Raw genomic sequence first — 25,483 nt, 5'->3', positions numbered from 1 at the left:
CCGCAGGCTCCGCCCCTCTATTCCGCCTGTGGCTGCGCCAGTTTGTGCAGCATGGTTCGAGCGCGGGACACACGGGCCTTGATGGTCCCGACATCCACCTCGCAAATCTCTGCTGCTTCGGCATAGGTCATGCCCTGCGCACCAATGAGCACCAGTGCCTCCCGCAAAAGCGGCGTAAGCTGCCACAGCAGGGCTTCAAGCTCATGCACTTCCTGCCGCCCATCTGCCGGGGATACGGCCCGTTGCGGCGGGTGCTGCCCGTAATTGGCCAGCACCTCACGTTCTTTTTTGCCGCGCCGCCGCTGTTCCAGAAAAAGGTTGCGCAGGATGGTAAAGCACCAAGCCTTCAGGCTGGTACCAACCTCATACTGCGCCATACGATCCAGCGCGCGCAAAACGGTTTCCTGCACCAGATCATCTGCCAGAGCGGGGTCGCGCGCCAAAAAGCGCGCAAAGCCGCGCAGGGATGGCAAAAGCGCCAGCAATTCCACCCTAAAAGGTGAACGCGCATCGCCCTGATCGGGATTTGGTGTGTTAATCAGGATTCATCCCCTTTCGGCAAACGCCGCTCCGTGGCATCATTGCCTTACCGTATGTTTTTATCATGACCTAATCATAAGGAGATTTGTCATGTCAGAGTCACTGCGTGACGGGCTGATCCGGGCTCTCCCTTATGGCAGACGTTATGCACGCGCCCTGACAGGCAACCAGCCCGAGGGCGATCTGCTGGTAGCACAAAGCCTGAGAGGCCTGACCTCCCAACCCCCGGCGGAGGGATTTACCCCCCTGCTCCAGCTTTATCAGGCCATCTCGCGCCTTTATGCTACGGACGAAACACACAGGAGCACCCAGGGGCCGGGCCTTTCCTCCACCCAGCGGCAATTGCTGCTGTTGACCACACTGGAAGAAATTAACGTGGAAACAGCGGCCAGAATTATCGGCCTGCCCCACGATCAGGCCGCGCACGAGCTGGAAACCGCACAAAAGCAGCTCCACAAAGGGGTGCAGACCTCCGTCCTGATTATTGAGGACGAACCCATTATTGCCATGGATATTGAACTGCTGGTCATGCAATGTGGCCACAAGGTTGCTGGCATTGCCCACACGCAGGCCGATGCCGTGCAACTTGCAGCACAAACCCGGCCGGGCCTTATTCTGGCGGACATCAACCTTGGTCCGGGGGGAGATGGCATGGCAGCAGTAGCCGAAATTACGGCAAGCTTTAAGGTGCCCGTCATTTACGTAACGGCTTACCCCGAACGACTGCTGACGGGTGAAAAGCTGGAACCCTGTTTTGTCATTACCAAGCCGTTTGACCCCTTAACCCTTGCCGTTGCCACCTATCAGGCCGTAAGCAGTATGGGTGTAGCTCAGACCTGATTTGTTGGGTAAAAAGCTGCCAGAAACCTTGATCGACCTTATTCTGGAACGGCTGGCAATCTGTTATGGCGCTACCCCCCCTACTTCATTTGCAGGATATTACCCTAACCCTTGGTGGCAAACCGCTCCTTGATGGCGCAGGGTTTGCCGTTGGCAAGGGCGAGCGCGTCTGCCTGGTCGGGCGGAACGGATCGGGCAAATCCACTTTGCTCAAAATTGCCGCGGGTCTTATTCAGCCAGATGGTGGCAGTGTTTTTCTCCAGCCCGGTGCTTCCTTACGTTACCTCCCCCAAGAACCAGACCTGAGCGCATACGCAACAACAGCCGACTATGTTGCCGCCCAGATTGCAGACCCCAACATGGAATGGCGTACCGGCCCCATGCTGGATGCCCTTGGCCTGAGCGGGACGGAAAGCACAGCGCATCTTTCAGGCGGGGAGGTCCGGCGTTGCGCCATTGCCGGTGTGCTAGCCGCAGCCCCGGATGTGCTGCTGCTTGATGAACCAACCAACCATCTGGACATGCCAACCATTGAATGGCTGGAGCGCGAACTGCTCAGCCTTGGCTCGGCCATGATCATGATCAGCCATGACCGGCGGCTACTCTCCACCCTTTCTCGCTCCGTGGTCTGGCTGGACCGGGGCATAACCCGCAGGCTGGATGAAGGGTTTGACCGCTTTGAAGCCTGGCGCGAAGACGTGCTGGAACAGGAAGAGCGCGACGCCCACAAGCTGGACCGCCAGATTGCCCGGGAAGAAGACTGGATGCGCTACGGCGTAACAGCCCGCCGCAAACGCAATGTGCGCCGTGTGCGCGAACTGGCCGCCCTGCGCACAGCCCGGCGCGATGCAGTGCGCGCTCCGGGCACGGTTACTCTCAATGCCCAGTCCGCCTCCACCTCCAGCCGCCTTGTGGCTGTGGCGGAGGACGTGAACAAGGCATGGGGGGACAAATGCGTAATCCAGAACCTGAACCTGCGCGTCCTGCGCGGGGACAGGTTGGGCGTTGTGGGGGCCAACGGCGCGGGCAAAACCACCCTGCTGCGCCTGCTCACCGGGGGTGACCAGCCAGATAGCGGCACCATTAACCTTGGCCCATCCCTGAGCATGGTCACACTGGACCAGCAACGCCGCTCCCTTAACCCCGAACGTACTCTGGCCGAAACCCTGACCGATGGCGGAGGGGACATGGTGCAGATCGGGGATGAAAAGCGCCATGTTATTGGCTACATGAAGGACTTCCTGTTCCGACCCGAGCAGGCGCGCACCCCTGTTAGCGCCCTGTCTGGCGGGGAACGAGGCCGCCTGATGCTGGCCTGCGCACTGGCCAAGCCATCCAACCTGCTGGTTCTGGACGAACCAACCAACGATTTGGACCTAGAAACGCTGGATATCCTGCAAGATATGCTCAGCACCTACCCCGGCACGGTTCTGCTGGTCAGCCATGACCGTGATTTTCTGGACCGTATTGCCACATCCGTGCTGGTGGCCGAAGGCGGCGGCGCATGGGTGGAATATGCCGGTGGCTACAGTGACATGCTGGTACAGCGGAACCTGCAACCGCTGGAAACAGCCCCCATTGTCCCCACTTCCGAACCAGCAAAACCGCGCGAGCAGGCTGCCCGACAAGCCACCCGTAAACTCAGCTACAAAGACCAGTATGCGCTGGACAACCTGCCGCTGGAAATGGAAAAACTGGAAGCCAAAGCCCAGACACACCGCACCAGTATGGCGGACCCCGACCTGTATAGCAAAGACCCCAAAGCGTTTGACCGGCACTCCACCGAGCTACAGAAAATTGAGGCCAGACTGGCTGAATGTGAAGAACAGTGGCTTGAACTGGAAATGAAGCGTGAAGCATTACTGACGGAGCAGGGCTGACCCTGCCCGCTCCCCGCTTAACGCCGCAAGGTGACTTTACCCCTTGAGGACCTGATAAATGCAGGCACGATGACAAAGCCATCTAACACGCACAAACCTTCTGCCGGGCCATGGGCCAGCGCGCTGCGGTCATTGCTGCGCAACCGCGCGGCACTTGCCTCGGTTGCGGTTCTTGCCTTTATTGTGGTGGCAAGCCTGTGTGCGCCGTTTTATGCCCGTCACATTGCCCATACTGACCCGTTTGTATCCAACGTTGCAGGCACCATTATGCTCAACGGGCAGGAAACAGACATCATGCAGCCCAACGACAACCCGCTGCATCTGGGGCTTAGCCCCATTGGCCCCACCGGGCACACAGCTTATCTGTTAGGGGCAGACAGTCAGGGGCGCGACATTATGGCCCGACTGCTCTATGGGGGGCGGAACTCCCTGCTTATTTCCTTCAGTGCGGCGATACTCTGCCTTGTTATGGCCGGAACTGTTGGGATTGCCGCCGGTTTTTTTGGCGGGGTGACAGATATGGTCCTGTCCCGGTTGATGGATATTATGTGGGCCGTACCTGTTTATCTGTTCGCCATATCGCTCTCCATTGTCACAATCACTTCGGGCCTGCGGATCGGACCTTTTGTTATAGAGGCCGATAACCTGCTTATTCCTATTGTGATTATTGCACTGGTGTATGTGCCCTATGCCGCTCGCCCGGTGCGCGGGCGCGTTATTGCGCTACGGCAGGCCGAGTTTGTGACCGCGGCCAAATGCCTTGGCGTACCCCGCTGGCGTATTGTACTGCGCGACATTCTGCCCAATGTAAGCACAACGCTTGTGGTTATGGGGCCACTGCTTATGGCCATGGCGCTGCTGGCGGAAAGTGCCCTGTCTTTCCTCTCCATTGGTGTGCAGGCCCCTGCGGCTTCTTGGGGGACTATCATTCTGGATGGTGAGGGGTTGATTTACACCCGCCCCATGGTGGCCATTGCCCCCGGTCTGGCCATTGTGGCCGTAGTGCTTGCCCTGAACATTCTGGGCGATGGCCTGCGTGATGCGCTGGATGTGCGCGATGCCTCCCGGCGGGAATAGGAGGAAGGACAGACCATGATCATGCCCCTCCTGCGCCGTCTGGGTCAGACGGTTTTTGTTCTGTTCGGTATTTCCGCGCTGGTGTTTGCCGTTTTTTTTGCAACCCCCGGAGCAGACCCCACGGCCCGTATTGCAGGGCGCAATGCCGCCCCCCAGACCATGGAAAAAGTCCGTAAGGAATACGGCTTTGACCGCCCGTTACCCGTGCAATACGCCATTATGATGAAAAAACTGTTCATCACCCGCGATCTGGCAAGCTACGCCAACCGGGGTGAACTGGTTGTGCCCGAAATCATGCGGGCGGCCCCTGTAACCCTCTCGCTGGTAAGCGGAGCCGCTGTTATTTGGGTGGTGCTGTCCATTGGCATGGGGGTTGTTGCCGCTGCATGCAAAGGGTCATGGATTGACCGCACACTCATGATGGCCGGGCTGGTTGGTATTTCCATTCCCGTTTTCTGGCTTGGGCAGGTTGTTAACCTGATCACCCAGAACCGTTACCACGATACATGGCTATTTTCCTGGGTGCCGGGGCTGGGGTATGTGCCTTTTACCCAAAGTCCATGCGGCTGGTTTTTGGCGCTGGTTATTCCGTGGTGCGTGCTGGCAGTCATGTTTGTTGGCATTTACAGCCGGATTTTACGGGCTGATCTGGTCGCGATTATGGGGGAGGACTTCATACGCACGGCCCGTGCCAAAGGGTTATCCCCTGCCCGCATCCTGCTCCGCCATGGCCTGCGCACAGCGCTTATAACCTTTATTTCGCTCTTTGGCATGGACTTTGCACAGCTTGTTGGTGGGGGCGCATTGCTGACAGAGGTTGTTTTTGGCCTGCCCGGTGTGGGCCGCCTGACCTATCAGGCGCTCAACAGCCTTGATCTGCCCCTGATCATGGCCACGGTCATGTATTCGGCCGTATTTGTGGTGCTGGCCAATGCTCTGGTGGATGCGGCCTATCTTCTCCTTGACCCAAGGGTGCGCGATGCCCACTAACACGCTCTCCCCCCCGTTGCTGGATGTGCACGATCTGTGCGTGAGCTTTACCTCACGCGGGCAGGTCGTCCCTATTGTGGAGAACCTATCCTTCAGCATTGGTGAGCAGGAAATACTGGGGCTGGTGGGGGAATCCGGGTCAGGCAAATCCGTTACAGCCATGGCCCTTATGGGGCTGATTGATGCACCCGGCGTACATGTAAGCGGCTCCGCCCGCTTTAAGGGGCAGGACCTGCTTGGCCTGTCTGGCAAACAGATGCGTGCTCTGCGTGGCCGGGAAATCGCCATGATTTTCCAGGACCCGATGACCGCCTTTACCCCCGTTTACACCATTGGCTGGCAGATTGATGAGCAGTTGCGTGCCCACCACAACCTCTCCCGCAAGCAGGCCCGCACCCGCACGGTAGAACTACTGGGGGAAATGGGGGTGCCAGACCCCGCCAATACTGCCAACAGATACCCGCATCAACTCTCTGGCGGCCTGCGCCAGCGCGCCATGATCGCTATGGCGCTCTCCTGCAATCCGTCCCTGCTGATCGCGGATGAACCCACTACAGCACTGGACGTAACCGTACAGGCCCAGATTCTGGACCTCATGCGCAGGCTCCGTACCACCTACGGTTCCTCTGTCCTGCTGATCACGCACGATATGGGTGTAGTGGCCGAAACATGCGATAGCACATTAGTCCTATATTCCGGCCGGGCGGCAGAAACAGGTGCTACCCAAGACCTGTTTGCTCACCCTCAGCACCCCTACACAGCAGCTCTTTTAGCCTCCATCCCACCCATGAACGGCCCGCGCCCGGACAGGCTGCCAGCCATTCCCGGCACGCCCCCCCAACCTCTGGAACGCCCGGCAGGCTGCGCCTTTGCACCGCGCTGCACGTACACCCATGCCTCCTGCCTGCCTGCACCACCCCCTACGTTTTGCACAGTTGGCCCGGCGCATAAAGTTGCCTGTGTGTTGCCGGGGGAAGGAAACCCCCTCCCCAAGCGCGCCTACACCAGCGCAACGCCTGTTCTGTGAGGAGTCCCATGCAGTTCCCTTCCCCCACCGTGCAGGCGGCTCCCCCTCGCTCATCTTCAGGTGCAACGCAGCCTTTGCTGGCGGTAAGGGATGTTTACAAGACCTACAGCCTCAAACACGGGCAAACACTCCGGGCGGTAGATGGCGTCTCCTTTACCGTTATGCCCGGCGAGGTGTTGGGTCTTGTAGGGGAATCCGGTTGCGGCAAGTCCACATTAGGGCGCTGCCTGCTGCGGCTTAATGATGTGTCTGCCGGTCAGATTATTTTTGATGGTCAGGATATAACGCGCCTGCCCGAGCGTATTTTGCGCCCCCTGCGCCAGCAGATGCAGATGGTCTTTCAGGACTCATACGCATCCCTTAACCCCCGCAGGCGGATCGGAGACCTGCTGGCAGAACCCCTGCGGGTTCACCGCACACCGGATGGGCGCAAACATACACCCATGGCCATAGCGCATAGGCTGGAAGAACTTATGGAGCTGGTCAGCCTGCCCCGGGCGGCGCTGGAACGCTACCCGCATGAATTTTCGGGTGGGCAGCGCCAGCGTGTTAATATTGCCCGCGCTCTGGTGCTCTCCCCCCGCCTTGTGGTAGCGGATGAACCTGTTTCGGCTCTGGATGTTTCGGTTCAGGCCCAGATTGTCAACCTGTTTGCAGATTTACAAAAAAGCCTAGGCCTGACCTATGTTTTTATTGCCCATGACCTTGCCGTGGTCCGGCAGATATCCACCCGTGTTGCGGTCATGTATCTTGGCGTGATTGTAGAACTGGGGGAGACAGATACCGTTCTGCACAACCCGGCCCACCCCTACACCATAGCCCTGACGCAAGCCGTGCCCCGCCCGGTTGTGGGGGCACCAAGGCATGCTCCTTTGCGTGGAGAAATTCCAAGCCCTGTTAACAAGCCTTCTGGCTGTCGCTTCCATACCCGTTGCCCGGCTGTGCAAACCCGCTGCCAGAACGAAGCCCCGACCTTAACGCAAATTGCGCCCAACCATGCGGTTGCCTGCCACTACCCTGTGTTAAAGAGTACGCACGCATAAATAGTACCACGCCTTGCCCGATGGAGTAGAAGCCCCCTGAGTTCTTGCATAACTACCGATCAAGCCAGCAGCCACGCTGAGGCAACTGTATCGAAATCATATTTCGGCTGGATCAAGAACTGAGGCATATCGTCACCTGACTACGCATGCTGCCCCTGCGCTTTTTTCTCGGCCACCTGCCCCGCTGCAAGCATCGTATTCTGAGCGAGATAGTTTGAGGCCCTCGAATACGCCGCCCTCGCATGGGTAGGCTGGCTCAACAACTGCCGTATCCTTGATACCTGTCCGCCACATCACACCAGCCGAGGCCGAGTAACATTTTTATGTAACTATGGACCAAATTCTCATGGCCGCGTAACTTGTAAAACTAGGTCCCCACCAATCCCGGGACTGTTAAAGCATCGCGTAATCCAGCATAAACTGTTCAGGGTTCAAGATATTGTCTCGACGCCTCCTGCTTTCTTCCCTGAGCCTTGTTGCCCTTCCGGCTCTGTACCTCGCGCCGTGCAGTCGGGCGGCCTCTGCTGAGTCCTCGCCTTTCGCGTTCCAGCGCACCTCTCTTGATGCAACAGGCGAACACCCTGAAATCTGTCTGCATTTCAATCAGAACCTGAACGCACAAAAAACATCAACACTGGCCCGTTCGGTCCATCTCTCACCAAAAAGCGCCTTCACACCCCGTGTTGAGAACGACACATTCTGCCTTGGCAAGCTTGCCTTCGGGCAGGGGTACACAATAACAGTCGACCCGGATTTTACTTCAGCCGATGGTCAGAATCTCGCCACCCCTCTCACGCTCAGCGCCCGTTTTGGGCGTCGTGATGCGCATGTCGGGCTGACAGGAGATGGCTTTATCCTACCCGGACGCACGACCGGGCGTACGCCTGCCCTCGCGATCGAAACTGTTAACGTTTCCACTGTTCGTCTCCACGTCTTTCGGGTCGCTGCATATCAGCAATTTCCCGGCACAGATCATATCGACAGCACACTTCCTGATCTGAACCAGACCAGTTTTGACCCTTATACATTCCAGAACCTGCTGGACACGACCATGCGTGAAATCTGGCATGGCAGCATGGCTATTGATCATGCCCCAGACCGGTCTGTAACAACTGGATTCCCGCTGGCAGAGACAATTGGCGCAGGACAGAACGGACTTTATCTGGTGACGGTGGAAGACGCCGCAACGCCGCCCGAAAAAAGCCCAGTGGAAACCGCCCTTAAACGCGGGAACACCAACGCCGATCCGCTGCAGGGCAAGCCTATTTCTGCCCGCTGGGTTAATCTGAGCGATCTTGGCCTGACCATGCTGCGCGGTGAAGACGGGCTGACAGTCAGTGCCCGCTCCCTGATGAGCGGACAGCCTACTCCTGATGTTACGCTAACACTGCGCGCGCGTGATGGCGGCACTCTGGCGACAGTCAAAACGGATGCGAGTGGCCTTGGGCATTTTGATGCCCCCCTGCTCCGCGGCACCATGGCAGACCGCTCCTCTGTTCTGCTGGCCAGCAAAGGAGAGGATTTCGGCTTTCTGCATCTTGACCGGCAATGGTTCGATTTTTCGGAACAGCACCTTGAAGGCGCAGTCAGCCCTTTTCAGGGGAGCAGTCGCGCGCTCGTGCAGCCTGACCGCGGGATCTATCGTCCCGGGGAGAGCGTGCACCTCCTCACTCTTCTGCGTGACCGCGCGGGGCAGGCTATTCCAGACGCGCACCCGGTCCTTGTTCTGTACCGTCCCGATATGATGGAAGAACGGCGCATTCCGCTTACAGGTGCGGCAGAGGGCGGCTACGCCACCACCCTGCCCCTGAGCGCCAGCGCACCCACGGGTTTGTGGCGGGCCGATATTCTGCTCGACCCTTCCCTGCCCGCCATCGGTTCGGCCCGTTTCAGCGTTCAGGATTTCGTGCCACCCAGTATTGAAGTCAGTTTTAAGCCCCCCGCCTCCGCAATCGCCGGACAGACCGTTGAGATTGATGCCTCGGCACGTTTTCTCTACGGCGCACCCGGTGCGGGCCTTAAAAGTGACAGTTCCTACAAGCTTGTCCCCGTAACCGATCCGATCCCTGGCCTTACAGGCTGGGCTTTCGGGTTTGAGAACGAGGAGACACCATCAGCCAGCGGCGACATCAGCGCAGATCCAACGGACCATGAAGGCCATACGCAGTTAACCTTCACGCCGGATATTCCTCCGGGCCTGACCCGACCACTCGCGCTTGATATACGAGCCGGTTTTCTGGACCCCATGGGGCGGCGCGTGGGTGAGCACTTTACAATTCCCGTCCGCCGCACCGCGCCGCTCATCGGCCTCCATGTCGCGGCAGATGCTTCCGCCAGCATGGGCAGCGCTGTTATCCCTGTTGATCTTGCAAGTTTTGCGCCGGATAACAGTCCGGTTGCCATCGGCAGAATTCACTGGACCCTGTCACGCGTCAACCGGATCTATAACTGGTCCCACACACCCGACAATGGCTGGACCTTCAGCAGCCACACCGTGGACGTGCCCATGCGCTCGGGCGATATTGCAACAGATGCCAAAGGCACAGCGCGGATTACCCCCACGCTGGACTGGGGCGAATACCGCCTGAGTGCCGTCCCGAGCGAAAGTGACGGCGTAACAGGCAGTTCGCTCCGCTTTCAGGTCGGTTGGGGTGGTAGCGGTAATGCCAGCACACCGGACCATCTGCCGCTCAGCGTGCGCGATACCCATATCATGTCAGGCGGTAGTACGGTCATCCACATTGGTGGCGGTTTTGCCGGGCAGGCCCAGATAACGCTTGCAACAGACCGTGTGCTGAACACACGCTTTGTGGATGTTCCTAAAGAAGGGCTGGACGTGCCCGTAACCGCCACACCGGACTGGCATTCCGGTGCTTATGCACTGGTCACACTCTACCGCCCCCTCAACAGCCCCTCCGGCCTGCGCCCGCATGACCCTGTGCGGGCGGTTGGTGTCACATGGATTGGTGTTAATCAGGACACGCATCGGCTGAACGTAACGCTTGATGCGCCCCGCACGGTCACGCCGCGCCAGCGCATCACCATTCCCGTAACAGTGCAAGCCAGTCAGGGTCTGCCAGTGGGGCAGGTGCAGGTTGCGGTGTCCGCGGTCGATCAGGGTATTCTCAACCTCACACATTTCACGCCGCTCAACCTGTTTGATGCCCTTTACGGTCGCCCCCGTCTTGGGCTGGACATGCTGGACAACTACGGGTCTCTTCTGCTGAGTGATGCGAAAAACGGCCAGATCCGCTCTGGGGGGGATGCGGCCTCAAACAGCAGCAGCGCGGACGGCCCACCCGTGCGAACAACGGAAAGCGTCGCACTGTTCGATGGTCCGGTCGCACTCGACAGCACCGGGCACGGTACGCTCTCGTTCGATGTGCCGGATTTTGACGGTCAGCTTCACCTGATGGCCTCCGCCTGGAGCCAAGATGCCGTTGGCAACGCGCAGGCAGACATCACAGCGCGGGACCCGGTTTTCCCCGACCTGGGGTTGCCACGGCTCCTCGCCCCGGGGGATACGGCGCAGGCACAGGTCTCCATCATCAATGTTGATGCGCCATCCGCACCTTACGAGGTGCAGGTCACCACAGATGGGCCGCTCCGCGTTCTCGGCTCCAGCACACTCAACGCCCCCGTCAAACCCGGTGAGCGCGCTGACCTGCGCGTTGCGCTGGCCGCCACCCCCACCCTACCGGGCCGTACTGCCATTGCGCATGTCCATCTTACATTGCGCCGATCCGGCTCAACAAAAACGCTGCTGACGCGAAGCTGGCCCATCGGCATCCGGCTGGCGCATGTTCCACTGACCGTCAGCCGGACTGCACCGCTCCCACCCGGCAGCCACAAAACGTGGGATCGCACGGAACTGGCGGGCTTCAACCCGGCAGACGCTCGGATAACCCTGAACATCTCCGCATCGGACGGTCTTGATACGGTCGGGTTGCAAGAATCCCTGCAATCCAGCGTCTGGGGGGATTCTGATACACTGGCGGCTCAGGCCCGTGCGCTGCTGCAACAAGGCAACCCGCCCCACCCCGAGACACGCGACCACAGCAACACTCCGGGGCAATCCATCCAGTCAGCCATCAATACGCTTTTTGATCGCCAGAGCCCGTCAGGTGAGATTGGCCAGTGGGACCGCTCCGATGGCCTCAGTCTTCCCGATGATCTGGACTATCTTGCCGATTTCCTGATCCGGGCCAAAGCCGCTGGCTACACCGTGCCAGAGGACCGGCTCGGCCTGCTGCTCGACCATATTGAAAGCGAGCAGCTCCAGTCTCAAAACGTCGATGATGATGATCATGACAGTGAAAGGCAGGCAGAACGGCTGAATACTCGCGCTTACGCGGCGTACGTGCTGGCCCGTGCTGGTCGCCTCCACCCTGATGCCATCCATACTCTCGCGGCCTCGCTCGTTGCGCGGCAGGATGCTACCCGTGTCAGCTATGTCTGGGCTGACACGGCAGGCTCCAATGCACAGGCCAATCCTCTGGCCCTTGGGCATCTCGCTGTCGCACTCGCAATGGACGATGCACCGGAAGACAAGAGCACAACATCGCCAGAAGCACTGCTGGACGCAGCCATCGCGGCACTCGGGCCGCCCCGCACTGGAAAGCCGGATCTGTGGGATTACCGATACTGGACCTACGTGCGCGATCTGGCCGGGCTGGCCGCCCTGACCGCCGAAGCGCATGACGACCGGCGCACCCACCTGCTCATCGGGCGGTTTGGCAAGCTCTCTCTGTCGCTGGATATGCTGACAACCGCAACCAGAACGGCGCTACTCGAAGCCGCCAGCGCCCTGAACAAGGATACTGACGGGCGGAGCGTGCGTGTGCAGGGGCGCCCTAACGCCACACCGCTGCGCCTGCCGCTGACCTACCCGTTTGAGTCCGCCGCACTCGGGAAAGGTCTTCAGGTTGAAAATACCGGCAGGAAGATACTGTTCAGCACCCTGACCGTGCAGGGCGAACCAGCCGGGGCTGTCAAACCTCTCACCAACGGGCTGACACTGACCATGCAGGGCTTTACCCTGACCGGCCAGCCATTTGACCTGACCCACATGCAACAGAATGACCGGTTTATCGTCAGCCTCAAAGGCACGGCCCTCCACTCTGGTCATTATCTGGTAGGCATCACCAGCCTGCTGCCTGCCGGATGGGAGATCGAGAGCATTGTGCCTCCTGATGAAGCCGCATCTGACGACCATGACGGGGACGACGCTGAGAATGACAGCACAAAGCCCCCTTATGCTTTTCTGGGCACGCTCAGTAACACCGAACATGCTGCCGCGCTGGATGATCGGTTCAACGCTTCGGTAAGCTTCACAACGCAGTCTCCAGACCTTGCGACGCGGAGCTTCCATGTCGCCTACATCGTCCGCGCCATTACGCCGGGCCGCTTTACTCTGCCTGAAGCGATGGTCAGCGCACGGAGTTTTCCGAGCCTGATGGCGCGCACGGCATCAGGGACTGTCGAGATCACCGCGCATTGAAGGCCTCCCTTCACCTTGCCAGAAACTGTACGCTCGGCCTGCTGCTTACCAGCCTCATTCCGGCTGGTCTGCTGGTGGCCGACCGTTTTAATCCACCAGACCTGCATCGGGCCGAGCAGGCAGCCCTTATGGTTCAAGCCCGCGACCATACGCTGCTTGACGGCCATACAAGCCGCGATGGCTTCTGGCGTCTGCCGGTTGAAAACCAAGATGTTGACCCGACTTACATAAAGCTTCTGATGGTAACGGAAGACCACCGCTTTGATAGCCATCCGGGGGTTGATCCGCAGGCCCTTGCACGCGCCATCTGGCAACTGGTCCGGCGCGGTCATATTGTCTCGGGTGGTTCCACGCTGGCCATGCAGACAAGCCGCCTCCTTACCCCGCACCGTCATACATGGGGTGGCAAGCTGCGCGATATTCTGCGCGCCCTCCAGCTTGAATGGCGTTTCGGCCGCCAGGGTGTGTTGAACCTTTACCTCACGCTGGCGCCTGAAGGCACGAATATCGAAGGCATCCGTGCCGCATCCCTGCTCTATTTCGGGCATGAGCCCCACCACCTGACACTCACGGAAGCCGCGTTTCTTGTAACTATACCCCGGCGCCCCGCTGCGCTCCGTCCGGACCGCCACCCTGAAGCCCTGCTAAACGCTGCGCACCGCACACTGCAACGCGCCACTCCATTACAGCCTGTTGCATGGCCAACACCAGATACACGCGGCGTGCCGCATGACGCCCCTGAACTCGCTGGCCATTTTCTCAGCGCAGGGCGCAGCGGCGTGGTGGTGACAACGCTGGATGCAAGGCTCCAGCGCAACGCACGGCAGGTGCTTGCCAGCCACCCTGCCCCGCTGCGTGGAACCTTTGCGGCACTGATTGTCGACCATGAACGGCAGATTGTAGCATGGGTCGGGGGGGGCGAACATAAAGCTCCGGGCAATGCGATAGACGCTGTTTTGGCACCCCGCTCCCCCGGCTCCACACTCAAGCCGTTTGTCTATGGCATGGCATTCGAAAACGGCTGGATGACGCCGCACACACATGTGCGCGATAGCCGACTTGCCATTGGCGGCTATGCCCCCAAGGATTTTGACCATACTTTCCGGGGGGAAACCACCGTGAGTGAGGCCCTTCAGCTTTCACTCAATGTGCCTGCCATTCAGGCACTGGAGCGGGTTGGCCCCTCCCGGTTCATGGACCGCCTTTCCGCCTGTGGTGTGCGGTTGCGACTGCCAGAAAACCCCGATGGCACACAAAGCGCGCCAAGCCTTGCGATCGTTCTTGGGGGAGCTGGCATCTCACTCCATGACCTGACAATGCTGTATGCGGCACTCGACCATAATGGTCACGTCGCCCCCCTACGCCGTGAACCGACAGACCTGAAATCGGCAGCCCCTGCACCCGAGACAATCCTGCTGTCCAGCAGAGCAAATGCCGACATTCGCACAATCCTGCGGGGCACCGCTCCACCGACTGGCGTCGCTTCATGGGAGGGCGTTGCCTTCAAGACAGGCACATCCTACGGCAACCGTGACGGATGGGCGATGGCCTCTACCCCGCAGGCAACTGTCGGTGTCTGGGCCGGACGCCCGGACGGCACAGCCTCTCCCGGGCTAACCGGGCGGGATACGGCAGGGCCGGTGCTGGCAGCTCTCCTCTCTCTGCTTTCTTCCCCCCCGCATACATCAGCCTCGTCAGCCAGTGCCCAACCTCACCGTGCTGTTGCAGTCCTATCGCCCGCTCTGCGCAGCTTGCAACAACGGCAGGCACCACAGATCATCTTCCCGCGCGATCACTCCGAAATTGAAAGCAGTTCTTCCGAAGGCACGATGCTTCCTGTTGGGTTGGAAGGTTCCGGCGGCCATCCGCCTTATCATTGGTATATCAATGGCATTCCGCTGGATGTGCCGCCCGGTGCGCAACCATCCTGGACACCCGATGCTCCCGGCTTTGCCCATATCACCCTTGCAGATGCGCAAAACGCCCATGCGACTATTGATATTCGTATACGGTAGAATGGAACCCTCATGCAGCGTCAATTTATTTGGTTATAATCTTGAACGACAATATATAATTGATAATTATCAGGATAGAACAGCATTAGATACCCGAACTACAATCGCAGAAGCGAGAAGCAATGAAAAATTTCTCAAAACGCAAACTCCCATTTTCTTTGGAAAAAGAATTTGGAGAAATTAGAAGATCTATGAAAAATTCTGTGAACAATAAAGTTCAGATAGTTGATTACATAAAACACGATATCCAATTCATAAGCACTCTAGGTTTGAGTAATTTAACTATTTTCAATAACAAAAAATCTGAATGGTTTATGGAGTTTGATGGCGAATTGGCGTCAGAAAATGCGGCATCCATGATGGACTATTATGTTTCAATGCTAATAGAGAAGCATATACCTTTTCCAAAAAGAGGAAATTTCATTTTATTTCCAGATCAAGAAGATCATATATGGCCGAATGATAATACATGTGGGATATATTTTACATTACCAGCATATAGAAGTGAAGAGTTTGAGATTAATATGGAAAAAATTGGAATTTTGGCAATTTGGGTTGTTCCAATAACAAATTCAGATAAAGATATTATTGAAAATAACGGGTGGGAATATTTAGAAGATTATTGGGATGACAATAACACTGATTTACATAATCCATTCCGAAAATAATATGGAATTATTGGCTCGGGGGTACCGAAGAAACGTGAATTGAAAACTTTTCTACCTGATCTTGGGAGTAGCCGGTTGACGTAGAAAATTCATGGACCTGTTTTAGTTAATCCGCTCCATAAAGAGAAAACCACGCATGTTGTGGATGATATTGGCCAGTCCAATCCTCATGATGGCTCGCACGATGCCTAAGGTTCAGACGAACAGCCCCGTTCGTGATTACTGATCCGCAAAGGCATGTAAGCCTGTGCCCCCCTTTCACTCAGTTCAATAAATTAATAAGTCCCGACATTAATGATGTGGTGGTTTGACTGCCACAACGTCAATTTCCACCAACCAACCGGGTCTGGATAGTTGCGCCACCCCAAAAGCCGACCTGACCGGCAGGTTAGGCTGCTCTCTGGTGCCAAAAAATTTTGTGTAGCCTTGCATCATGCCCTCAAAGTCCATTTTTTTGGTCTGCGCATCCGTAACCATAAAAACATGCATCTGCACCACATCCCCCATACCCAGCCCCATATCTTTGAGAATATCCTTAATCCGCTTCAGGCTCCCTTCCGTCTGGGTTGCCATGGAGCCATAGGCCTCCACACTTTTGGCAGGAGCAGCAAGATTTGTTATGGGAGCACCAATACCGCTGACATAAACAGTTGAGTATCCTGCGGGCACCTCAATGGCGGAGGCAATGGGGTATGCGGCCTCATTATGCCGGACAACGCCACCTTGCGCGCACGCGGGGAGGATGCCACCCATTACAACAAGAGCCGTTGTCGCAAACAGGGTTTTAGCAACAAGAACTTTTAAAATATACATAACCTACTCCACCGCTTGTGTCAGGTTTTGGCGCATAAACGCAATATCTGCAGGGTTAAGAACGTATTTGTAGTTATTACCAGAATGAATGCGAATATACGCCACTACATCAGCCACCTTCCGGTCACTCGGCAAGCCCGAAAATCACGGCATGCCACCTTAACTACTCAGGATACTGCTTGCGGGTATATGGTCATTTACAAATGTGGGAATGCGGGCTCCCGCCCCTTCATGCAAGCATCCAACGTAAGAGGCATATCCCCTGCTCCACTGCAAAGGCTGTAACACCACTTTTGCGTAAACCATTCCGTATAAACAACAAAGACAAAATCAGAGTATTTCTGCATCTTTGGCATAAGCGCACTGCCTGTTCGCTACAAACAGTAAATCGTGCTTTTCACAGGTCAGGTTCTATTGGCGATGGTCGGAGATCACGGTCGCGTTGAATGAACGACGCCCTCGCAATGCAATACGCGTTTATACTGTGGCAGCATGCCCTTTGCGGGCAAAGGATGAGCGTATTCCCATAAGCTGGCGATATTTGACAACAGTGCGCCGTGATACACTGAACCCCTGCTGCTCCAGAACTTCGACCAGAGCGCTGTCAGAAAGAGGGTTATCTGGTTTTTCTTCCCGCACGACCCTGCGCAGGCAGGCTCTGGCGGCCGCCGCGGCCCGTGGCGGGGCCTGTCCGTGGCGACCCACCCCGGCTGTAAAAAAGAAGCGTAACGGCAGAACACCATCTGGTGTGGACATGTATTTGTCCGCCACAAGCCGGCTGACCGTGCTTTCATGCACCTGCATGTCCTGTGCAATCTGGAACATGGTAAGCGGATGCAATGCCTCTACACCCCGGTTTAAAAAATCGGGCTGACGGGCCAGAATTTTCTGCCCTAGCAGAACAAGGCTTTTGCGCCTTTTGGCAACAACATTCAAAAGCCAGCGTGCGTTGGTCATCCAGTCCTTGACCTGCCCTTTTTCACGCACGCTCATGCGCGTGGAAAGCTGGCTCCGCAATTGCGTATTCAGCGTCAGGCCTTGTGTCGGGTCTGCATACGCAAACACATGCCATGTGCCCTGTTCGTCCTGTTCAACGCGCAGTTCGGCACGGCGCAGCAGGGCTGGTTCCACAGCCTGCCTGCAATAAGGATATGGTTCCAGACGTTGCAGGGTCAGGAGCATCTGCTCCAGTTCCTGCGCACTCACGCCGCAGAGCGCTGCCAACCCGGCCCGATCCCCTTTGACCAGACGGTTAAGGTTAGCCAGCAATCTGGTAAATGCCTCGCTTAACAGCCCTTCATCATCAAGCTGTACGGCAAAACATTCGGCAACAGAAAAAGCCCCAACCCCTACCGGCTCCAGCCTGAGCAGGTATTGCCGGGCCTCTTCCGCGCAGGCCCGCACAACGCCACGGCTCTGGCAGAATGTATCCAGCACGGTGGAGGATAAGCGGCCGTATTCATCTACTTCTTCCAGCAACAGCGCCGCCAAACGGCAAAGCCATGCGGGTCTGACGGAAAGTGCGATCTGGCGGAGCATCTGCTCCTCAACCGACACATCAGCCGAGGCCAGCCGTTCGGCCGCATCCTGGGTAGAGGCCGCACCAGACTGGCCCGGACGGCCCGCGCCCCGATCACACTCCCAGTCTGGCAGTTCCAGAAAAGGGTTCTGCTCAACCTGCTGGGCGATATAAGCATCCATATCCGCTTGTGGCAGACGCAACAGCCGGAGCGCCTCGCGCATTCTGGGTGTTACGGCAACACCCTGTTTGTGGCGGACCTTTTGCTCCAGAACCGTGCGCATGGCGCAGACTCAGCTCCTGGTATGTGGCACGGGAGCCATGCCCTCCGCCCGCCGGAGTGCCGCTTTATCCCACAGAAAAACGCCAGCCCATAACGCCAGAAACACTGCCAGAATAACACTGCCCAAAAGTGGGAAATGCTCCGCAAGGCCAGAGGCCATCTGCACAAGGGCAGACCCTGCGGTACCATCTTCCCCCAGCCCGGCCACATATTCCGTAGCTCCAACCCCAACGGCCGCCAGAGCGGATATGCTGGTAATGGCCAGATTATAAATCTGGCGGCGGGTGCGCGTATGTGCGCTCCAGCCATAGGCGCGCATCATCAGCACCGCATCCAGCGTGTCTATGGCAGACATGCCTGCGGTAAACAGCAACGGGAACATAAGAATACCCACAAGCCCCAGCCCCTGTGCGCTCTGGGCAGCAGCCAAACCCAACAGGCCGACCTCGGTTGCCGTATCAAACCCCAGACCAAACAGGAAGCCCAACGGATACATCTGCCACGACCGCCCGATAAGCCGAAAGGCCGGGCCAAACAGGCGTGCCATCACTCCGCCTGGGGGTGTATCGGGCATATCGCTCTTGTGCCGCAACGCATGCCATTGCCGCCAAGCCGCATACACATTGTACGCCGCCATAAGGAACAGAAAGGAGATGGAAACCGCCGAGCCAACACTCCCCCCCACAAGGTGCCAGCGCTCCAGCCAGTCATGCGTCGGCAATACTGCCAGAAAGAGCACGGCAAGACACACAACCGAGGAATGCCCCAGAGAAAAGAACAGCCCCACCCCCAAGGGAGAGCGCCCGGCCACCATAAGCTTGCGGGTAACAAGGTCGATGGCCACAATATGGTCGGCATCCATGGCGTGGCGCAGGCCAAACACCCATGCCAGCAAAGCTGATGCCAAGAGCGTGGCATTCCCCCCAAAACAGAACCATGCCGCCACCCAGGCCAGCACGTTAAAAAACAGCAAAGCCGCCAGAAGCCTGTAACCCTGCATGGAGCGGGCTACCATGCCAAAGGGGCTTAAAGCCGGAACAGATGGGTTTTGCCGCATATTAGCAAATCCTTGGCAATTGCTCGCCTGATGGCATGGTTAAAACCCGTGCACCACCAAACTCATTAACAACATGAACAGCCCCCTGCCCGCTGGCACTGGCTTGCAACGTGCCAATAATGGCAGCATTGCGCCCCAGCGGGTGGCTTTGCATGGCGGCAAGTGCGTGCTCCGCATGGCATGCGGGAACAACGGCCACCAGTTTGCCCTCGTTGGCCAGAAACAACGGGTCCAGCCCCAGAATTTCACACACCCCTTCCACTTCGGGGTGCACTGGCAAAGCGGCCTCATTCACCGTAACCAGCACGTTGCTGGCCTCTGCCAATTCGCTCAGCACCCCGGCAACGCCACCGCGCGTGGCATCCCGCATGCAGTGCACACTGGGGACAGCACGCAAAAGAGTATCCACCAGCGTGTTCAGGGGGGCGCAATCACTTTGCAGGTGCGTCTGAAGGGCCAGATCCCCACGTGCGCACAATATGGCCGCCCCATGGTCCCCCAATGTGCCATTGACCAGCACCACATCCCCCGGCTGCCCTGCGGCAATACTTATGGTGTGTTCGGGCCGAATAACCCCGACCCCGCTTGTGGTTACAAACAGCCCGTCGCAGGCATGGCGGGGCACAACCTTGGTATCCCCCGTAACAATACGCACACCAGCCTGCGCTGCACTCCGGGCCATGGCCTCCACCACCCGGCGGAGCAGGGCAAGCTCCAGCCCTTCTGCCAGCACAAATGCAGCCGACAGGGCAACAGGAGTAGCACCACCCACAGCCAGATCGTTAACCGTGCCGCACACGGCCAATGTTCCAATATTCCCACCGGGAAATTCCAGTGGTTCCACCACAAAAGCATCTGTTGTGAATGCCAGCCTGTCCCCCGCCTGCGCCAGTGTGGTCAGGTCCAGCCGGGCCTGATCTTCCTGCACTGCTGGCGGGCCTTGAGTGAAGGCTGCCAGAAACACCTCATCAATTAAGGAGCGCATGGCGCTGCCGCCACCACCATGTGCAAGCGTAATGCGGCCATCTGCACCAACTCCAGTTAGAGTGCCGGACATTATGCTGCCTCCCCTACGCCATGATATTCGTAATACGCTGCGCAAGCCCCTTCGGAGGAAACCATAAGCGCACCGGATGGATGGTCAGGCGAACAGGCCCGCCCGAACGCCTGACATTGCGGGGGTTTGATCCGCCCTGTCAGCACATCCCCGCAACGGCATTGCTCCTGATCCGCCAGATGGTGAGGGAGCACGGCAAAGCGTTTTTCCGCATCAAAACGGCTCCACTCAGCCCGCAATTGCAGGCCGGACCCTGCAATCTGGCCAAGGCCACGCCATTCGCATGCTTCTCGGACCTCATAAACCCGCGCAATGGCGGCCATGGCAGCCCGGTTCCCCTGTGCGGCCACCACGCGTGCGTACTGGTTTTCCACCCGGGCATCCCCCGCCTCAATCTGGAGGAGCACCATCAGGAGGGATTGCAGGATGTCCAGCGGCTCAAAGCCCGCCACGACCAACGGACGTTTGAACTCCTGTGCAATAAAGGCATAAGGCTCTGTGCCAATCACCATGGAAACATGGCCGGGACCAATAAACCCATCTACAGCAAAGTCGGGTTGTTCCAGCAGTGCGCGCAGGGTGGGAATAATGGTAATATGCTGACACAGAATAGAAAAATTGCTGATTTTTTCTGCACCAGCTCGCAAAACAGTCAGGGCGGTGGATGGCGCTGTGGTTTCAAACCCCAAAGCAAAAAATACGACCTGCCGCTCCGGGTTGGCCCGTGCCAAGGCCAGCGCATCCAGCGGGGAATACACCATACGCACATCGGCCCCCGCAGCGCGGGCCTGTAACAGGCTGCCACTGCCACCGGGCACACGCATGGCATCGCCAAATGTGGTCAGGATCACACCGGGCTTGTGCGCAATGGCTATGGCATCTTCAATACGCCCTTTGGGCAGAACACACACCGGGCAACCCGGACCATGGGCAAACTCGATATTGGCAGGCAACCGCCGGTCCAGCCCATAACGGAAAATCGTATGCGTGTGCCCGCCGCACACCTCCATAACCGTAACAGGGCGCTTGCGGGTACGCCCGATACGCTCGGCGACAAGGTTGATCTGCGCCAGAAGTGCTTCAGCCAGATGCGGGTTGCGGAACTCCTTTACAAACTGCATGGCTCAGGCCCGCGCGCTGTTACGCATGGTGTCCAGCTCCCCTGCCAGTTCATCCATGCTGGCGAGCAGCCTCAGGGTTTCCTGCGCTTCTGCCTCGTCTATCCGGCTCATGGCAAAGCCTACATGCACAAGCACCCATGTGCCCACAAGCTCGGCCAACGGTTTGCCCGGTTCTGCAACACACAGCACATCCACCTGCCTGCGCACGCCAGATACGTCCACCTCGGCCAGCATGGCCTGCTCATCCACAATTGCCGTTATGCGGCCGGGAATACCAAGACACATTTCAGGAATTTCCCTTCTGTAAACTCTGTTTTCCCGCATCGGGAACAATACCGTAGCGCTCAAGCTTGGCCCGCAGCCCCACGCGGGAGAGGCCCAGTTCACGCGCGGTCAGGCTTTTGTTCCAGCCACACCGGGCTATGGTTTCCATCAGCACATCGGCTTCCAGCGCGTCCATGCGTTCCTGCAAGGTGCCGCTGTCATGCACAGTTGGTTCAGCAGCAAGTGGTGCCTGTGGTGTGACCGTAACGGGCCCCACCCCCATAAGCATGGGGGAAAGCAGGTCCAGCCCCAGACAGTCACTTTCCGCCAGCACCAGCATGCGCAAGATTTCGTTTTGCAGTTCACGCACATTGCCGGGCCAGGCGTAGCGCACCAGCACGTCCATAACGCCGGGTGCAAAACCGCGCACATGCCGCCCGTGCCGTGCGCAGGCGGCGTCCAGCAGGTGCTGTGCCAGAACATGAATATCCGCAGGCCGGCTCCGAAGCGGAGGGATGCTCAGCACCATGCCTGTAAGGCGGAAATACAGATCCTCCCGGAACCGCCCTGCCCGTACCTCTGCCCGCAAGTCCCGGTGAGTTGCGGCCAGTACACGCACATCCACACGCGTTGTCTCATTTGTGCCAAGGGGGCGGAACTCGCCTTCTTGCAAAAAACGAAGGATCTTGACCTGAAACGCGGGAGAAATATCCCCAATCTCATCCAAAAAAAGCGTGCCACCGTCAGCCTCTTCCACAAGCCCCCGACGATTTGCATGTGCTCCGGTAAAAGCGCCTTTACGGTGGCCGAACAGCTCGGATTCCAGCAGGTCATCCGGTATGGCCCCGCAGTTGACGGCAACAAATGCCCCGGCACTGCGCTGGCTGGCGTAATGTACTGCCCGGGCGAGCAACTCCTTGCCTGTTCCGGTTTCACCTTCAATCAGCACCGGAATGTCAAACACCGCTGTTTTGGCGGCCTGCCGGCAAACATCGCACATCGGGCTGGCTGGGCTGCGGATGATGGAGTCAAAATGGTAGCTGCCTGCCACCCGCTCCCGCTGCTGGCGCAAACGCCCTTCCACCACAGGTGGCGCCAGCCTGAGTTCGAGCGAAAGACGCTCGTATTCCCGCTGCATGGCAAAAAGCTGTGTGGCATTCCGTGCGGCCAGCAAAAGCTGGTCCGGGTGCCACGGCTTGGTAATATACTGGTAGATACCGGCCTGATTAATGGCGTCTATCATGTCGTCCGGTTCGGTATAGCCGGTTACGATCATCCGCACGATGTCAGGCCAGCGGGCGCGCACTTCTGCCAGAAACTCCACACCACTCATGCCCGGCATCCGCTGGTCGCAAAAAATGGCGTGGACCCAGTTATTTTCCAGCAAGGCGCGGGCCTGCTCCACGCTGGTTGCGCTCAGAACCTCAAAGTCTTCACGCAGAATACGAGCAATAACCTCCACGGAGCGCGGTTCATCATCAACAACCAGAATGCAGGCAGGTGCTACCACTTTTTGCTTACTCCGCTGCGCGCAGCATGTCCGCGCGGGCCTGCGCCTGTGCGGCCAGCCCGTCCAGCAGGGCGCGACGCTCGTCCTTCAGCCAGTCCAGCCATTGGGGCATGCCCTGCCCGTTGCGGGTAGAAACATGCAGGATACGTGCAGCAGGCGCTACGCGCTTTACGTTACTTTCCAGCGCTGCAACATCGACATCCAGATACGGCAGCAGGTCGGTCTTGGTCAGCAGGACCATATCCGCTTTTTCAAAAATATCCGGGTATTTAAGGGGTTTATCCTCTCCCTCCGTTACGGAAAGCAGCGTGACGCGCAGTTTTTCCCCAAGGTCAAATGCCGCCGGGCAGACCAGATTGCCTACATTCTCGATAAACAGAATACCGCCCATGCTCATCCCAAGGTGTTCTGCCGCATGGCCCACCATATGGGCATCCAGATGGCAGCCCTTGCCGGTATTGACCTGAATGGCAGGTGTGCCGGTCGCCCGGATGCGCTCTGCATCATTGCTGGTTTGCTGGTCGCCCTCAATCACCGAGCACGCAATGGTGCCTGCTAGCGTTTTAAGTGTTTCAACCAGCAACGTGGTTTTGCCAGCCCCCGGGCCTGCCAGCAGGTTAAGGGCGAGATTGCCATTCTGTGCAAAACGGGCACGGTTGCTGGCGGCATAGGTATCGTTTTTGGAAAGAATATTCCGCTCGATTTCCACCATCCGTGCCTGAGACAGCCCCGGCGCATGCGAGCGGGCTGGACCACTGCCATAGTCCAGATTGCCGTTGTCATGCGCGCCGTCATGCGGGTGCGGGTGATCGTGAGCGTGCTCATGTTCATGTTCATGCGGGTGGGCATGGTCATGGTGGTGGTGCGCACCGTGGGGGTGGGCGTGGTTCTCCCCTTCAAACGTTGCGCCATCGCCGCTACAGCCACATGTTGTACACATCAGATTACCTCCATGTCTTTCAGCCTTATGTCCGTCCCGCCTGAAGGTTGCAGGCGCACACCCCCACATAGGGGGCATGGGTCCAGACGGTTTTCGAGCACCACAGTCTGCCCGCAGTCAAAGCACCATGCGCTAGCGGGCACATCCACAAAGTCCAGCCTTGCGCCTTCGGCCACTGTGCCCCGTGCCACAACCTCAAAGCCAAAGCGCATGGCGGGCAGTTCCACCCCGGCAAAACGCCCCACTTCCACCCTGACGCACGTAACCTTTGTAAACCCCTCCTGCCGTGCGCTCTCCTCAATCACGCCCAGCAGGCTTTCACATAAGGACATTTCATGCATGGTGCGTTGCCTCCACCGTAACAGGCACGCAAGGGTTAAGCGCGGCCAGAACACACTCGACCGACAACTTAGCGCAGCCGGGCCGCAGGCGGGAGATGGCCTGCCGGAAAAGCCCCCCTTCTGCCATATGCCAGAACGTGGGTGAGAGGATCTGATAATCTGTGACCAGTCCGTTGCGCACCTGCACGGCATGGACCAGCATGCCACGCGCGGCCCGGGCCACCCCAAATCCGGCCCCCATGCTGGCCAAAAAGGGGTTCACACGTGCAAACATGCCCCCCGCATGCCCTTCCAGACAGGCCAGAAACTCCAGCAACCGGGCCACCAGCCGTGCAAAGGGCGTGACCTCTCCCGCTTCAGCCAGAGCCTGCATAACGGGGTAGTGTGCATAATCGGGCCAGATACTGGCATCATACGCCATGGCGGGAACAGGCTGCCCCCGCTCATGCGCAAGCCGGGCCTGCACAGCCTGTGGGGTTAGCCCTGCCATGCCCACCGCCGCCCCCACACCTTGCAGAGCACTCCGGCAACGATTGAGCAGCCGAGGCAGAAAAGCACCGTTTTCCGTCTGCCCAGTGGCAAGCCATGCTTCAAACGCCTGAGCGTTCATGTGCGCCAGACTTACGCTTGTGCCTGTCAACTCGCCTGCAATGGCGCGCCCTGCCTGCCGGTCCTGCAAAACCCGGCACAGGCTCTCGCGCTGTGGGGGCAGGTTCAGTTGGGCGGGAAGAGTTACCAGCAGGGCCAAGGCGTGATCTTGCAAAATTTCATCCTGCATGCGGGCATGGTCGGGCACTGCATGCCCGGCCAACCCCATGGCCCGTGCGCTTGCCGCCATATGGGCGACCCGGCACAGGCCAAAAACCCGGCCGATTAACGCCAGAGCCTGCTCCGGCGGCAAACCAGCACATAAAAGCCCGGCATCGACCACATTATGTGTCTGCACCTGCCAGGGCTGCCCGGCCTGCCCGCCACGCAGGAGAATTGTGCCAATCATA

The 25,483-nt window shown here is 58.3% G+C and carries 20 protein-coding genes and 1 pseudogene; 9 read left to right on the top strand and 12 right to left on the bottom strand.

The window, feature by feature from the left end; translation table 11 throughout:
- Positions 1 to 17 precede the first annotated feature (17 nt).
- Positions 18 to 464, bottom strand: coding sequence for a sigma-70 family RNA polymerase sigma factor (locus tag GOB83_RS10260; RefSeq protein ID WP_242005828.1), 447 nt, complete (start codon positions 462 to 464; stop codon positions 18 to 20).
- Positions 465 to 630: 166 nt separating this feature from the next.
- On the opposite strand from GOB83_RS10260, the gene GOB83_RS10255 reads away from it, so the two are divergent.
- From GOB83_RS10255 to GOB83_RS10215, 9 genes are all read left to right on the top strand, one after another.
- Complete coding sequence (locus tag GOB83_RS10255; protein ID WP_086646460.1) at positions 631 to 1,380, top strand: response regulator; 750 nt, start codon at positions 631 to 633, stop codon at positions 1,378 to 1,380.
- A gap of 65 nt (positions 1,381 to 1,445) precedes the next feature.
- Positions 1,446 to 3,260, top strand: coding sequence for an ABC-F family ATP-binding cassette domain-containing protein (locus GOB83_RS10250; protein ID WP_165925985.1), 1,815 nt, complete (start codon positions 1,446 to 1,448; stop codon positions 3,258 to 3,260).
- A gap of 69 nt (positions 3,261 to 3,329) precedes the next feature.
- Positions 3,330 to 4,337 carry an ABC transporter permease gene (locus GOB83_RS10245; protein WP_095349816.1) on the top strand — a complete coding sequence of 336 codons (1,008 nt, stop codon included), beginning with the start codon at positions 3,330 to 3,332 and terminating at the stop codon, positions 4,335 to 4,337.
- 15 nt (positions 4,338 to 4,352) lie between these two features.
- Positions 4,353 to 5,327 (top strand): ABC transporter permease, encoded by a 975-nt coding sequence (locus GOB83_RS10240; protein WP_165925984.1) that lies wholly within the window; start codon positions 4,353 to 4,355, stop codon positions 5,325 to 5,327.
- Positions 5,317 to 6,354: an ABC transporter ATP-binding protein gene (locus tag GOB83_RS10235; RefSeq protein WP_165925983.1), complete on the top strand. Its 1,038-nt coding sequence runs from the start codon at positions 5,317 to 5,319 to the stop codon at positions 6,352 to 6,354. The genes GOB83_RS10240 and GOB83_RS10235 overlap by 11 nt, the downstream gene beginning before the upstream one ends.
- Before the next feature lie 8 nt (positions 6,355 to 6,362).
- The gene (locus GOB83_RS10230; RefSeq protein ID WP_165925982.1) at positions 6,363 to 7,397 is read left to right on the top strand and encodes an ABC transporter ATP-binding protein; all 1,035 of its coding nucleotides are present in this window, start codon (positions 6,363 to 6,365) and stop codon (positions 7,395 to 7,397) included.
- 439 nt (positions 7,398 to 7,836) lie between these two features.
- Positions 7,837 to 12,897: an alpha-2-macroglobulin family protein gene (locus GOB83_RS10225; RefSeq protein WP_165925981.1), complete on the top strand. Its 5,061-nt coding sequence runs from the start codon at positions 7,837 to 7,839 to the stop codon at positions 12,895 to 12,897.
- On the top strand, positions 12,894 to 14,912 hold the full coding sequence (gene pbpC / locus GOB83_RS10220; protein WP_165925980.1) for a penicillin-binding protein 1C: 2,019 nt from the start codon (positions 12,894 to 12,896) through the stop codon (positions 14,910 to 14,912). The genes GOB83_RS10225 and pbpC overlap by 4 nt, the downstream gene beginning before the upstream one ends.
- 122 nt (positions 14,913 to 15,034) lie before the next feature.
- Positions 15,035 to 15,580, top strand: a complete 546-nt coding sequence (locus tag GOB83_RS10215) for a suppressor of fused domain protein (RefSeq protein ID WP_165925979.1) — start codon at positions 15,035 to 15,037, stop codon at positions 15,578 to 15,580.
- A 102-nt stretch (positions 15,581 to 15,682) separates the two neighbouring features.
- Here the strand turns inward: GOB83_RS10215 and GOB83_RS14975 are convergent.
- The 11 genes and pseudogenes from GOB83_RS14975 to GOB83_RS10160 form a co-directional block, all read right to left on the bottom strand.
- Positions 15,683 to 15,820: pseudogene (locus tag GOB83_RS14975) on the bottom strand (IS5/IS1182 family transposase); the annotation flags it as partial.
- Positions 15,821 to 15,871: 51 nt separating this feature from the next.
- Positions 15,872 to 16,393, bottom strand: coding sequence for a RidA family protein (locus tag GOB83_RS10205; protein ID WP_165925978.1), 522 nt, complete (start codon positions 16,391 to 16,393; stop codon positions 15,872 to 15,874).
- Between the two features lie 477 nt (positions 16,394 to 16,870).
- On the bottom strand, positions 16,871 to 18,196 hold the full coding sequence (gene rpoN, locus GOB83_RS10200) for an RNA polymerase factor sigma-54 (RefSeq protein ID WP_165925977.1): 1,326 nt from the start codon (positions 18,194 to 18,196) through the stop codon (positions 16,871 to 16,873).
- Between the two features lie 9 nt (positions 18,197 to 18,205).
- The gene (locus tag GOB83_RS10195; protein WP_165925976.1) at positions 18,206 to 19,252 is read right to left on the bottom strand and encodes a HoxN/HupN/NixA family nickel/cobalt transporter; all 1,047 of its coding nucleotides are present in this window, start codon (positions 19,250 to 19,252) and stop codon (positions 18,206 to 18,208) included.
- Between the two features lies 1 nt (position 19,253).
- The gene (gene hypE, locus GOB83_RS10190; protein WP_165925975.1) at positions 19,254 to 20,309 is read right to left on the bottom strand and encodes a hydrogenase expression/formation protein HypE; all 1,056 of its coding nucleotides are present in this window, start codon (positions 20,307 to 20,309) and stop codon (positions 19,254 to 19,256) included.
- Positions 20,309 to 21,430, bottom strand: coding sequence for a hydrogenase formation protein HypD (gene hypD / locus GOB83_RS10185; protein ID WP_165925974.1), 1,122 nt, complete (start codon positions 21,428 to 21,430; stop codon positions 20,309 to 20,311). The genes hypE and hypD overlap by 1 nt, the downstream gene beginning before the upstream one ends.
- A gap of 3 nt (positions 21,431 to 21,433) precedes the next feature.
- A complete protein-coding gene (locus GOB83_RS10180) occupies positions 21,434 to 21,715 on the bottom strand; it encodes a HypC/HybG/HupF family hydrogenase formation chaperone (protein WP_086646444.1) in 282 nt (93 codons plus the stop codon).
- 1 nt (position 21,716) lies between these two features.
- Positions 21,717 to 23,204 (bottom strand): sigma-54-dependent transcriptional regulator, encoded by a 1,488-nt coding sequence (locus tag GOB83_RS10175; RefSeq protein ID WP_165925973.1) that lies wholly within the window; start codon positions 23,202 to 23,204, stop codon positions 21,717 to 21,719.
- 7 nt (positions 23,205 to 23,211) lie between these two features.
- Positions 23,212 to 24,144, bottom strand: coding sequence for a hydrogenase nickel incorporation protein HypB (hypB, locus tag GOB83_RS10170; protein WP_165925972.1), 933 nt, complete (start codon positions 24,142 to 24,144; stop codon positions 23,212 to 23,214).
- Complete coding sequence (hypA, locus tag GOB83_RS10165) at positions 24,144 to 24,485, bottom strand: hydrogenase maturation nickel metallochaperone HypA (protein ID WP_165925971.1); 342 nt, start codon at positions 24,483 to 24,485, stop codon at positions 24,144 to 24,146. The genes hypB and hypA overlap by 1 nt, the downstream gene beginning before the upstream one ends.
- Positions 24,478 to 25,482, bottom strand: coding sequence for a nickel-dependent hydrogenase large subunit (locus tag GOB83_RS10160; protein WP_165925970.1), 1,005 nt, complete (start codon positions 25,480 to 25,482; stop codon positions 24,478 to 24,480). Before GOB83_RS10160 ends, hypA begins: the two co-directional genes overlap by 8 nt.
- Position 25,483 lies beyond the last annotated feature (1 nt).

Source organism: Acetobacter fabarum (genome assembly GCF_011516925.1).
In the GTDB taxonomy this organism is placed as follows: Bacteria; Pseudomonadota; Alphaproteobacteria; order Acetobacterales; family Acetobacteraceae; genus Acetobacter; species Acetobacter fabarum.
The sequence above is the reverse complement of the archived record's forward strand: the minus strand, read 5'-3'. Positions and strand labels throughout refer to the sequence as shown.